Annotated in this window: 9 protein-coding genes; 6 read left to right on the top strand and 3 right to left on the bottom strand. The window is 44.8% G+C overall.

What is annotated here, in order from left to right; genetic code table 11:
- Nucleotides 1-53 precede the first annotated feature (53 nt).
- Nucleotides 54-809 carry a glycosyltransferase family 2 protein gene (locus AABK40_RS12945; RefSeq protein ID WP_338397224.1) on the top strand — a complete coding sequence of 252 codons (756 nt, stop codon included), beginning with the start codon at nucleotides 54-56 and terminating at the stop codon, nucleotides 807-809.
- 135 nt (nucleotides 810-944) lie between these two features.
- On the opposite strand, the gene polA is transcribed toward AABK40_RS12945, so the two are convergent.
- Complete coding sequence (gene polA, locus AABK40_RS12940) at nucleotides 945-3,860, bottom strand: DNA polymerase I (protein WP_338397223.1); 2,916 nt, start codon at nucleotides 3,858-3,860, stop codon at nucleotides 945-947.
- A 234-nt stretch (nucleotides 3,861-4,094) separates the two neighbouring features.
- Here polA and AABK40_RS12935 point away from each other — a divergent pair, with 234 nt between their 5' ends.
- On the top strand, nucleotides 4,095-4,910 hold the full coding sequence (locus tag AABK40_RS12935) for a YitT family protein (protein ID WP_332919579.1): 816 nt from the start codon (nucleotides 4,095-4,097) through the stop codon (nucleotides 4,908-4,910).
- Between the two features lie 80 nt (nucleotides 4,911-4,990).
- Here the strand turns inward: AABK40_RS12935 and AABK40_RS12930 are convergent, their stop codons facing one another.
- On the bottom strand, nucleotides 4,991-5,488 hold the full coding sequence (locus tag AABK40_RS12930; RefSeq protein WP_338397222.1) for a fasciclin domain-containing protein: 498 nt from the start codon (nucleotides 5,486-5,488) through the stop codon (nucleotides 4,991-4,993).
- Nucleotides 5,489-5,609: 121 nt separating this feature from the next.
- Here AABK40_RS12930 and AABK40_RS12925 point away from each other — a divergent pair, with 121 nt between their 5' ends.
- The 3 genes from AABK40_RS12925 (at nucleotide 5,610) to AABK40_RS12915 (ending at nucleotide 7,608) form a co-directional block, all read left to right on the top strand.
- Nucleotides 5,610-6,260: a hypothetical protein gene (locus AABK40_RS12925; protein ID WP_332919581.1), complete on the top strand. Its 651-nt coding sequence runs from the start codon at nucleotides 5,610-5,612 to the stop codon at nucleotides 6,258-6,260.
- A gap of 102 nt (nucleotides 6,261-6,362) precedes the next feature.
- Nucleotides 6,363-6,965, top strand: coding sequence for a YceI family protein (locus AABK40_RS12920; RefSeq protein ID WP_332919582.1), 603 nt, complete (start codon nucleotides 6,363-6,365; stop codon nucleotides 6,963-6,965).
- A gap of 31 nt (nucleotides 6,966-6,996) precedes the next feature.
- The gene (locus tag AABK40_RS12915; RefSeq protein ID WP_338397221.1) at nucleotides 6,997-7,608 is read left to right on the top strand and encodes a YceI family protein; all 612 of its coding nucleotides are present in this window, start codon (nucleotides 6,997-6,999) and stop codon (nucleotides 7,606-7,608) included.
- A 719-nt stretch (nucleotides 7,609-8,327) separates the two neighbouring features.
- On the opposite strand, the gene AABK40_RS12910 is transcribed toward AABK40_RS12915, so the two are convergent.
- Nucleotides 8,328-11,198, bottom strand: a complete 2,871-nt coding sequence (locus AABK40_RS12910; protein WP_338397220.1) for an AsmA family protein — start codon at nucleotides 11,196-11,198, stop codon at nucleotides 8,328-8,330.
- 242 nt (nucleotides 11,199-11,440) lie between these two features.
- Here AABK40_RS12910 and AABK40_RS12905 point away from each other — a divergent pair, with 242 nt between their 5' ends.
- Complete coding sequence (locus AABK40_RS12905) at nucleotides 11,441-12,619, top strand: M20 metallopeptidase family protein (RefSeq protein WP_332919585.1); 1,179 nt, start codon at nucleotides 11,441-11,443, stop codon at nucleotides 12,617-12,619.
- The last annotated feature ends 44 nt before the right edge of the window (nucleotides 12,620-12,663 follow it).

Raw genomic sequence — 12,663 nt, 5'->3', positions numbered from 1 at the left:
GCGGCGGAGAAAGTTTTATAACTTTGTGTTTTCATCATTAAAGTGCTGTAACATTGAAGTTGTCCATTATTACGGTTGTTTTTAACGCCAAATCTTTATTTGAGCTCACCCATCAGAGTGTCATTTGCCAAAGCTTTCAGGATTTTGAATATGTGGTGATTGATGGACAATCAACCGATGGCTTTGTGGAAGCACTGCCCAATTATGAAGGGATTGATCAGTGGATTTCCGAGCCCGATAAAGGCATTTATGATGCGATGAACAAAGGGCTGGCGTTGGCCAAGGGCGATTATGTCCTTTTTCTGAATGCTGGCGATTGCCTGCTTTCTGAAAGCAGCCTGCAATCGGTTTTTGATCACCTCCCCCCTGCCACAGATATTATATTTGCGGAAACAATGATGGTGGATGATGCCCGCCACCACCTCGGGCTTCGCTCCGAACTGACCAGTCGAAAGTTACCTCAAGTCTTGAACAAGAATGCCTTTGCGGAAGGAATGGTCGTGTGCCATCAGGCTTTTATGCCTAAGCGCAGCCTGTGTGAGCCTTATAACCTTGCTTATCGCCATAGTGCAGACTACAATTGGTGTTTAGAAATTTTGAGCAAGAGCAAGCAATGTAAGCGCTTTGAAACGCCACTGGTGGAATATCTTGTGGGTGGGCATTCTGCCAAACACCTGAAAGCAAGCTTGAAAGAGCGGTGGGCCATCATGAAAAATCATTATGGATGGATGGGGACGGTAAAGGCGCACCTGTTTATTGCTGCCCGAACTTTGGGGCGCAAATTCCACGGTCAGCAAAATCAGTGGTAAAAAAATAAGTCAGCCTCCTAAGCGACTGACTTATCTTTAATCGTGACTGGGAATTGCAATATTCATCGGTGATACCCTGTGTACATCAGTGTCGAATCATTGAATTTGCATCATTAGTCTGATGGCCGGGCAGCCTTAATGAGCCTGCAGCCAGTTCTCGCCGACACCAGCTTCCACCAGTAGCGGTACTTCAAACTCAATGGCATTTTCCATCAGTTCTGTTACTTTCTCCTTGACCTTTTCCAGCTCCTCTTTGTGTACATCAAAAACCAATTCATCATGTACCTGCATGATCATTTTTGACTGCAAATTTTCTGATCGCATCCATGCGGCAATATTGATCATTGCTTTTTTGATGATGTCGGCAGCAGATCCCTGAATCGGTGCATTGATGGCGTTTCGTTCGGCAAAACCGCGCACGGTGGCATTCCGCGAGTTAATGTCCCTGAGGTATCGACGACGCTTCATAATGGTTTCCACATAGCCCTGTTCGCGGGCCTCATTCACTACACGGTCCATATAGGCCTTTACTGCGGGAAATTCTTCAAAGTACGCCTTGATAATGTCAGAAGCTTCGCCCCTCGGAATATTGAGCCTTTCGGAAAGCCCGAAAGCCGAAATACCATAGATAATCCCAAAGTTGGCCGTTTTGGCTTTACGGCGCATGTCGCTGTCCACTTCTTCTGGCGTTACCTTGAACACTTTCGCTGCGGTAGCACGGTGAATATCTTCCCCATTTTTAAAGGCTTGAATCATGTGCTGATCCTGTGCAAAACCCGCCATAATGCGCAACTCAATCTGGGAGTAGTCAATGGCGAGGATCAGGTGGTCTTCGTGGCGAGGAACAAAAGCCTTGCGGATTTCCTTACCCCTTGCAGTTCTGATCGGGATATTTTGCAAATTGGGGTTGGTAGAACTCAGTCGTCCTGTGGCGGCAACTGCCTGTCGGTAGGAAGTATGAATGAGGCCATCCTCGGCAATCAGCTCGGGCAGGGCATCTACATAAGTGGACTTCAGTTTGTTCAGTTCCCGAAATGCGAGAATCAAAGCACAGATTTCATGTTCTTTGGCCAGTTTGGATAAAATCTCCTCCCCAGTGGCATATTGCCCCGTTTTGGTCTTTTTTGGTTTATCCACCAGTTTCATCTCATCGAAGAGGATGACCCCGAGTTGTTTTGGGGAAGCGATATTGAATTCTTTTCCCGCCATAGCGTAGATTTTATCTTCAATCTGTTTGCTCTCGGCACCCAGTTCTTCAGACAAATCCGCAAGGGCATCAGTATTGATCTTGACACCGTTACGCTCCATTTCTTCCAATACTTTCAGTAAAGGCATCTCCAGGCCGTTCATCAGGTCCTCTGAGGCTACTTCAGCCAGTTTAGGGGCAAAGTATTGCTTTAGCTGTAAAGTAATGTCAGCGTCCTCGGCAGCATAATTGACACGCTTATCGACGGGCACTTTATAGAAGAGCCCATCTTTGGCTTTGTCTTTTTCTTTCCCCGTGAGGGATTTAAAAGAAATTGGGCTGTAGTTCAGGTAATTTTCAGCCATGACGTCCATGCCGTGCTTGCCATCTGGTGATAACAGGTAGTGAGCGATCATGGTATCGAACAATGGCCCTTTAAGCTGAAGGTTGTACTTTTCCAACACCAGCATATCGTACTTGAGGTTCTGGCCAATCTTGGTGATCTGCTCATGCTCAAACACCGCCCTGAAATCCTCAACGACCGTCTGAGCCAGTTCAGGTGTTTCATCAGGAATATGTACGTAATAGGCTTCATTGGCCTGATAAGCGAAAGAGATTCCGCAAAGTTGTGCTTTCAGCGGGTCGAGGGAACTTGTTTCTGTATCGAAGCAAACCTCATCCTGTTGGAGCAAATATTCACAAAGGCTTTGGCGTTCTTCTGCCGTGCTCACCATGTGATAGTTTTTCTTCGACTGCTCAAAGCTGCTTTTCTCCGCCACCACGGCATGTCCCTCCAAGGGGTTGGCATTGGGTGCCTCCGTTTGCTTCGGCGCGGCCTTGGGCTTCGGTGCGGCATCAAACAAGCCCATTTGCGCGGGCTGAGACTGAGGTTTTGCCTGTGGTTGGCTGAACATGTCCATTTGCCCCCCTGCGGAAGGTGCTGCAGGAGCAGGAGGCGCAGGTGTATTGGCCGTAGGCGCTGCGGGAGCATCCTCACCGAGTACTCGGCGCTTGAGGGTGCGGAATTCCATTTCATCGAAAATTTCAGCGACAGCCTCTTTGTTCAGCGGGATAAGTTTCAGGTCTTCCCCATCAAAGGCAATCGGTACATCGAGGGCAATAGTGGCCAGCCTTTTGGAGAGCAGGGCCTGATCTTTATTGGCTTCCACCTTTTCTTTGGCCTTGCCCTTCAGCTCGTGGGTATTTTCCAGCAAGCCTTCTACTGATCCATATTTTTTCAGGTACTTCACGGCTGTTTTTGGCCCAACCCCAGGAATGCCTGGAATATTGTCGGAAGCATCTCCCATCAGGCCGAGGTAGTCAATCACTTGATCAACGCGGTCGAGGTCAAATTTAGCCAAAACTTCATTGATGCCGAGCACATCAACAGCATTGCCCATATAGGCAGGTTTGTACAAAAATATGTGATCTTCAACAAGTTGGGCATAATCCTTGTCCGGCGTCATCATAAATACTTCGAAATCTTCCTTTGATGCTTTCTTGGCAATGGTTCCAATTACATCATCGGCTTCGTAGCCTTTTACTTCAAGGATGGGAATGTTGAAAGCCTGCACCAACTGCTTGACAATCGGAATAGACATGCGGATGTCCTCTGGGGTTTCCTGCCGTTGTGCTTTGTACTCAACATACTCCTCATGGCGAAAAGTCGGGCCTGGCGGATCGAAGGCAACACCAATATGGGTGGGCTTTTCTTTTCTCAGTACTTCGAGTAAAGTATTGGTAAATCCAAGGACAGCACCAGTACTGAAACCTTTGGAATTGATTCGTGGGTTTTTGCTGAAGGCAAAGTGCGCACGGTAAATCAGCGCCATTGCATCAAGCAAGAAAAGTTTATTGGATGGCATGCTTAGCTGTTGTAAGTGAAGGATGCAAAATATATTGAAAGGCAATATACAAAATTATCAGTCGAGGCATGGATATTTTGAATGGGTTGTGCTTAGGGGCTGGTGAAGAAATAATTTAATTTTAATTTCTTCAAGCCTATTGGATAACCCATTAATTGGAATATTTTTGCGCAAAATTATTATGGATTGAAAGAAAAGATGAAATCGTTAAAGAATCTTAGAATCTATGCAGTAATGACTGTAGGGATATTTTTACACTGTTTGGGGTGGTCGGCATTTATTATTCCAAACAAGATTTCCAGTGGTGGACTGACGGGGGTTTCGACGGTTATTTATTACGCAACATCAATACCTGTGGCGTATTCTTACCTGTTGATCAACGTGTTTCTGATTGCGTTGGGAATTAAAATTTTGGGACCCCGGTTTGGCTCAAGAACGATATACGGCGTCCTGATGTCATCTTTTCTTTTCTATGTAATGCCCATGGTGATTAGCGCGCCTTTTGTGAAGGACTTATTCCTTTCGGTGGTTGTCGGCTCGGCAATGTCGGGCTTTGGCATTGCGCTGGTGCTCTCGCAGGGAGGAAGTATGGGAGGAACGGATATTGTCGCCATGATTGTGAACAAGTATCGGAATATTTCTCCAGGCAGAATCATGCTATATTGTGATGTGTTGATTATTTCGGCCTCTTTTTTAGTGCTGAAAAAGGTAGAAGCCGTGGTGTACGCAGGGGTAATCATGTTTGTGATCTCCTATATGGTGGATCTGGTACTTACTGGGGAGAAGCAATCGGTGCAGGTGATGGTTTTCTCAGAACATGAAGAGGAAATTGCTTCGCAGATCAGTAAAAGATTTAACCGTGGGCTGACAGTCATTCATGGTCGGGGCTACTTTACCAATAAGGAGCGACAAATTTTGATGATTATGGCGCGAAAGGCGGAAACCAACGGACTGCTTGATATTATCACCAGTGCCGACCCGAAAGCTTTTGTTTCTGTGGGGCAGGTTATGGGGGTTTACGGCGAAGGTTTTGAAGCCTACCGCAGATAAGCCCTGCGCTTAGGGCGTGGGAATTGCCTAAAAAATAAGGAAATAAAAAAGGTGACTTGTGAAGGTCACCTTTTTTCAGTTTAGGGCATCAGGACTTTGTCAATCATTTGTATCATGCCATTTTCAGCTTTCATGTCTTTTTCCAACAAGCTTGCGCCACCAACACTCAGGTTTTTCCCACTGCCAGAAACATCCAGGCTTGAACCTAACAAATTGGTCAGTTGCCCTTCTTTCGCCATATCTTTAGCGGTGAGGCTTCCTGAAACCATATGGTTCTTAAGTATATCTGTCAGCATCGATTTATTGTCAGGACTTAGAAAATCCTGAAACTTACTCACCCCCAAAGAAGCGAAAGCGTTGTCGCTTGGTGCCAAAAGCGTGATGGGGCTACTGCCACTGAGCAGGCTTGAAAGTCCCGCTGCCTGGGTCAGGGTCATGAATTTGGAGAGTTTGGGATTCCCCTGCACCAGTGAGAGCAACGAACCCGCAGATCCTCCGAGGCTTCCGATAGAAGAGCAAGAGCCCAAAAAGAAAAGCAAAGTCAGGGCGGGTAAAAAGAGCAGTTTGCGTAAGTTCATAGTCATAAAATTATACTTCTAAAATTAAGTTTCAGTATTCTTGTGGTAACTTGAATGATTAGAATTGGTTTAATCCTAATTCATTATTTTTTTGTAAAATTTCTTGAATTGAACATATATAATGGCAACGAAAGCACAGATTTGTTTTTTTGATCGCGCAAAGGAGCGCAGAGCAACAGGGAGCCCTGTAAAAGTTTTTTTATTTAAGGAGCAATCATCAGCCTTATTGAGCAGTTTTAAATTTGTTTATGAGCGTGCGTTGGTGCAATTGCCTCGCTGTAAAAGATCGGAGTCTATTCATTTACTGATCAGCTTTATAAAATGGATTGGCGTGCCTGTATTGTGGTATTATGGCCAATACGGAAGCTGGTTTTGGAATATGGTGATGGCCATTTTACCGATAGGTTTGGCTTGTTTAGTGCTTCAATTAGTGCTCAGGGTACGCCCTAAGGCCTATTATATTTACACACCGCTGTTTGTGTGGGAGGTATTGAGCTATTTGGTGCCAGCCTATTTGTTTACAGAACAAGTTCTTGGCCGATGGTATATTGCCAACCGCGATATTGCCCTGACGGTATTGATTGGTCTGGTGTTATCTCAGATTGGTGCCACTTTTTTCAAGGTGATTCACCTTCATCTCGAGCACTATGTACTTGGCGGGCATTTTGAGCGTTTGAAACAAAAACTCACGGAGGGTTTCAGTATTGGGCCCAACCCTTTCATTCATTCTTTTCTTGGATTATTTCTGAAAATTTATCGCTGGTTTGTGTAAGGGCTGACATTTTCTAAATTAAATGAATGAAAATGCAACCTTTTGATTGATGGTTTACGTTCACAGAATTAAAATAATATATTACACGTAAACAATTATTTCATGCGCTACCATATTCTTGTTCTCCTATTGGCAATGAGCAGTTTACTGACCGCTTTTGCCCTCTCGAACACTGCGGAACAATATACTGTTGATACGGATCACAGTCAGGTGAAGTGGACGGGGGAAAAAGTAGGCGGCTCCCATTATGGCCATGTGGCTGTAAAGGAAGGCGTGCTGCATGTTGCTGACGGAAAAATAGAAAGCGGCCTTGTGGTATTGGATATGAGCTCGATGGTGGTTGAAGACCTGAAAGGGTTTATGAAGCGCAAACTTGAGAAACATTTGAAATCGGAAGATTTTTTTAATGTGGAGGCTTACCCAACCGCCACTTTCAAAATCAAAAAAGTATATCGTCAGGGAAAACAGCAGGATGAATTCAAGGTAATAGGCGATTTGACGATCAAGGGGATTACCAAAGAGATTCACTTTCCTGCAACCATAGCTTTGTCTCCTACCTTTATTACCGCAAAGGCACTCATTACTGTGGACAGAACCGCTTTTGATGTACGCTATGGGTCGGGAAGCTTTTTTGACGACCTCGGAAATAAGACCATTTATGATGACTTCAAGCTTGAAGTGAACATCAAAGCCAATCAGAAATAATTATTCAAACAACCAAAACCATAAAAAAACTATGAAATCATTTAGCAAATCGCTTTTCTTCGTGATGAGCATGGCGCTTATCGTTGCCGTAACTTTTGCCTTTAAGCCTGCGGCAAAAATGTACAAGGTGAACCCGTCATTATCAAAAATTAAATGGACTGGTGAAAAAGTTACTGGTGAGCACTGGGGAATGGTAAAAGCACAGTCTGGGCATTTACACATGGATGGTGATCAAATCAAAGGTGATTTTGAGATCGACATGTCTTCAATTGATGTTCGCGACCTGGAAGGTGAGCACAAGCAAAAATTGGAAGGGCATTTGAAGTCAGCAGACTTTTTTGGTGTTGAAAAGCACCCAATGGCGAAATTCACGATCAAGAAGGCTTACCGTCAGGGCAAAGAAAAAAATGAATACAAAGTGGTTGGCGATTTGACGATCAAAGGAATTACAAAAGAGATCAGCTTTCCAGCAAAAATTGATGTATCGAAAGATCAAATGAAGGCCAAAGCAACGATTAAAGTTGACCGTACGGCTTTTGATGTACGCTACGGATCAGGAAGCTTCTTCGATAATTTGGGTGACAAAACAATCTACGATGAGTTTACGCTCGATGTAGATTTAGTCGGTCAGGCCAACTCTTAATATTTAAAGCATAAAAAAAAGGCTATCTCGAATGATGAGATAGCCTTTTTTTTGGTGCGCCGTGCATGGCGATTAACTAATCGGTGCAAGTCCGTAGTGGGGGTTAGTAGTGCCAACCACATAGCAGAAGGCAAGGGTGTTTACCGTGAGGTATAATCTGAAGGAAGCTGTATGCAAATCTCTGGCCTGAGGGACACGAACATCATGAGGCAGTGTTGTCTGGATAAGTTTGCCAAACAAAACGAAGTCCAAAACTACTCGGAAGGCAATGCTGTAAATGGTGCAGGTAGATGGAGAGAAAGTTAAGTCGTCTTACCGCGGGAGGTCTCGCAGACAGTAATACCTGGTCGAAAAAGGTTTATTGCGAGAAGTCAGCAGAGGTCATAGTACATAGAGGCAATGAGCTGTAAGAACTACAGAGGTCTCACAATCTATGGAAGGACTGAATCTTGTCAGATTTTCAACTGAAAGTTACTGTAAAGCAGATGATAGCAGATGCCCGAAAGGGACTCCTTACTGGAAGATAGGACGGAATCCGAAAATAGGTAAGAGTGTTTATGCCGAAAGATAACGACAGGAAATGAAAGTCATTGAGGTTAATAATTTCAAGACAAGAAACCGCCCTGTACGGATCCGTATGCAGGGTGGTGTGGGAGGTGTACTGGTGAAAGAGGAAATTTTCTTTCACCAGCCATCTACCCGATGTCTTTATTTTTTGTTTAGAAGAGTTTGTCCAAAATCTTTTGGGCTTCTTTCTTTACATCTGTTTTTGGGGTTTCCTTATTGGCATTCGAGGAGTTGCTTTTGGAAGAACTTTTTCCAGCGACAGATTCCGTCCCTACCAGTTTGTATTTTGGCTTGTCGTAATTGCCATCCACTTTAAAGTTGAAACGCATCGCCTCGGGTACCACATCCGTTTTTGTGCCAAACAAATCACCAATCACTTTATTGGCCTCTTTGCCCAACCCTTTGGTAGGCACCAATACTTTCATATTGTAATCAAGGGATTTATCAAAGCCGTTGCTGCCATCAATTGTTGCGGTGTACTCGCCAATTTTCACATCAAAAGGCTGCACCTTCACCCGACCGTTTTCAATTCGTGTTTTAATGATGACATCTTTCATATTGATGTTCTCACTTTTACTCGAGAAGCCTGAAATGGCCGAAATGCCTTTTACAATTCCTGAATTTTTTACCGATGCCTCACGGATCTCAATATCTCCTGAGCCATCCATCGTATTCATATCAGGGCTCATATCTTTCAGCAAAATACCCTTCATAGAGAAATTGGTACTGAACTTTCCATTCATCTCCTTGGCAATAGGTGCCGCCGCCTGTACGGTGTTCAGCGATGCATAAGCCTGCGGAATGTCTATCTGACTCATATCGAAATTAAAGCCGAAAGATGGTTTCCTGACATTGGTAGAGTTATAAACGCCACTCATGCCTACCTTACCGCCCATGGTATTGAAATTCACACCGTCCAGGGTTGCCAGGCCATTTTTCAGACTGATTTTCCCTTTCAGATTTTTGAGAACCATCTGATCGTAGATGGTTTCTTTAATAGATGCCATGAACGTCAGATCGAGATTTTTAGGAATCACCACCACCTCTTGCGCGCTGTCAGGATCTTTGGTTTCCGCTTTCGCGACCTCTTCATCTTCAGGCGCTTCGACCATAAACTGATTCAGGTTGAAACGGGTACTGTTGAAAGTCATCGTGCCGCGAAGGGTTTCGTCCTTGAGGGCATAAGCAATGTAGTTGCTGATTTTCCCCTTAATGTTCATGTCGCTGTTACCAATCTTGCCACTCAGGTTGCTGAGTTCGATATTTTTTGGATTGAAAACGGCGTTGGCACTTGCAATGCGTACTCCCTGCGGGAAGTCAGGACTGATAAAGATGAGGTTTTTCAGATTGACCTTACCACTTGTTGGGAGCTTGTCGTAGGCTTCTTTTTCTACATCAGACATTTTCCCTTTGGTGGTGATGTCGGCATAGATTTTCCCCTCGAGCTCCATGCTGTCGAGCTTGAAAGCTTTGGCCATAGTCGCCAAATCCACATTTCCTTGTGCCTTAATGTCCCACTTAGGATCATTCAGGTCGAAAATTTTCATGGAAGCCGTAAACGTTTCCTGCTCCATCATCATGCGGAAATTATCCACCATCATGGTTGTTGAGCTCATTTTTCCTTCAGGGCTCTGTACCTTTGCCGTAAAGTTCATCCCTTCCACAGGAATCGGGAAATCTTTGGACTCAAAGTAGCCATCGGTCAAACTCATGCTACCATCCAAAACTGGAATCGTATTGGTGAGGCTGTCGTAATAACCGTGCGCATTGATATCGATCTTATAAACCCCTTTCATTTTCAGCCCCTGCTGGTGCGCCAAATCTGCCAGGTCAGTCAAATTGATCGTTCCTTTAATGGCACCGTCAATAGGGAATTTCTTCAGGTCTTTGATCATCAGGTTTCCATCAATAGGGTTTTTACCAAGATCAACATGAAACTTCGGAATGTTGACAGAGGTGTTGTCGATCACCCCATCCTCATTTTTTACATGAAGTTCAAAGTTCAGATTACGGATGGCCGTAGGCAAATCAGGGTAACGGATATTTCCATTGTCCAATTTAAAATCGAGCCCGAATGCAGGCATCTGTTGCGCATTGTAAAACCCTTTGGCAAATCCTTTGAACTCAAAGTTACCATCGGTTTTAACATCTTTAATATCTTCGAGGAATACTTTTGGTACCAGCGAGAGCACCGATTTAATGGTGTTGTCCTGCGAGTTGAATTTCAGGTCCACCTGAATGTTTTCATCCGCAAGCATGGCCACAAAGCCTTCCACATGCAAGGCAAGATCATTCATCTTCAGGGTGTTTTCCTTGAGGGTGAATTTCATGTGTTCCAAATCCATATTGACCGTCGCATCAAGGTCGAAAGGCCTGTTTTCAAGATAGGCCGTTTTTTCCATCTTCAGGTTCATGCCTTCGATGTGGGTTTTGCTTGTCATATCAAAATTTGACTTCGCAAAATCTCCTGCGCCACGGTGTTGAAGTCCGTGCATATTGAAATGGAGATCACTTGAAAGGTCGTCGTAGCTTAATCGGCCATCAATAATTTCCCAGTGGTTGATGGAAATCGCAGGGCCGTCGCCTTCTGAGGCCGTTTCTTCTTTTGGGGCTGTTTCTTCTGTCGCTTTAGCGATGTCGTAATTCGCACGGCCATCCTGAAGGACTTTCACCCGAATGTCGGGCTGCTTGAGAGATACATTATTCAGGCTTACTTTTCCCGAGATTAAACTGGCCACATTCACCGAAATGTTAAACTCGCCAACCTTCACCAGTGTATCGCCCTCAAAAGGGGCATGATTTACAATTCCAAAATTTTGCATCCCAACGGTGAGGTTGGGGAAGTTTTTAAAGAATGAAAGTGAAAACTCATCGGTGTTGTAGTAAACATCTGCATTGAGGTTTTCTTTCATGGCCTCATTTACCGCCCCTTCTATCTTATCTTTAAAAAGAAAAGGGGCAATAGCCAAGGCAAGAATGATAAGCACAATAACGCCTCCAAGCGTAAATAACAGCTTCTTCATATAATAGTTCTTAGTTTTTATTTAGATCGATGCTCGTTGTAATAAGGTACAAAATAAAGACACATCATTTTGAATTCATTTTCATTAATATACCCGATACTTTCTAAGGTGCAAAATTACATGATGTGCAGTTAGCTTAAAAATGTTTTTTATATAAATATTAATAAACTCCCTTTAAATCAAGGGAGTTTAAGAACTATAAGTATCTTGTATTTTTCTCATTAATAGATTTTTATACCATTATGATTTTAGAAAAAGCAAAGTCTATTCAGTCCTATATCCTTGAGCATCGCAGGCATTTTCATGCCCATCCAGAGTTGGGTTACAAGGAGTTTCAGACCGCAGAACGAGTGGCTGCTGAGCTGAGCGCATTGGGGCTTGAACCACGAACGGGCGTTGCAGTTACAGGGGTGGTGGCGGATATGGTTAAGGGAGAGGGCCCGACGATTGCATTGCGTGCTGATATGGATGCCCTGCCCATTCAGGAACAGACCAGCCTTCCTTTTCAGTCGACGGTACCCAATATTTCCCATGCCTGCGGACACGATGCACACACGGCCATGCTCCTTGGGGCGGCGCAGTTGCTTCATCAGGAAGACTTTCAGGGAACGATCCGTTTTATTTTTCAGCCTGCTGAGGAGAATAATTACGATGATCCCGACCGTTACTCGGGAGGAGAACGCATGGTGAAGGAACAGGTGATGGATGGGGTGGATTATGCGGTGGCTTTGCATCAGGTACCAATGATGCCAAGTGGTGTGATGAGTGTGCAGGAAGGGCCAATTATGGCGGCGGCGGATATTTTCACTATTGAGATTCATGGCAAAGCCTCCCATGGGGGATTGTCGCCTGAGATGGGGGTGGATGCGATTGTCATTGCCGCGCAGGTGATTAGCCAGTTACAGACGATCGTTACAAGAAATATCTCGCCTACTGAAGCGGCGGTGGTGTCGATAGGGACAATCAATGGCGGCTTTGCTCCGAATGTGGTTGCTGACAAAGTAGTGCTGGAGGGCACTTCGCGGGCACTTTCTCAAGCGACCATGCAGGTGCTCCGAGATCGGATTTCAGCGATAGCGAAACAAACAGCGGAAATGTATGGAGGAACGGCTATCTATGACATCACTCAGCATTATGATGTTACGGAGAACCACCCTGAAGCGGTAAAGGTAGGTGCTGAAGTGGCTGTGGGCTTGCTTGGCAGTGCGGAGCGACTGATCAGGATTCCGCCAACAATGGGCGCGGAGGATTTCTCTTTTATGGCACAGCAGGTACCTTCTGTTTTTGGTTTGTTGGGCAGTATGATTGCTCCTGAAGTTTCGCATTCGTTGCATCACCCTGCCATGACCCTCAATGAGGAGGTGTTGCCGCTGGGTACGGCATGGCTTGCTGAAACAGCTTTGGCACTGATGAAAAAATAGTGTTACCACCCTTCAGGGATATAACCTGTAAATAGCCCCCTAAA

The organism is Persicobacter psychrovividus, from assembly GCF_036492425.1.
Taxonomy (GTDB): domain Bacteria; phylum Bacteroidota; class Bacteroidia; order Cytophagales; family Cyclobacteriaceae; genus Persicobacter; species Persicobacter psychrovividus.
This window is presented reverse-complemented; position numbering and strand designations above follow the sequence as displayed.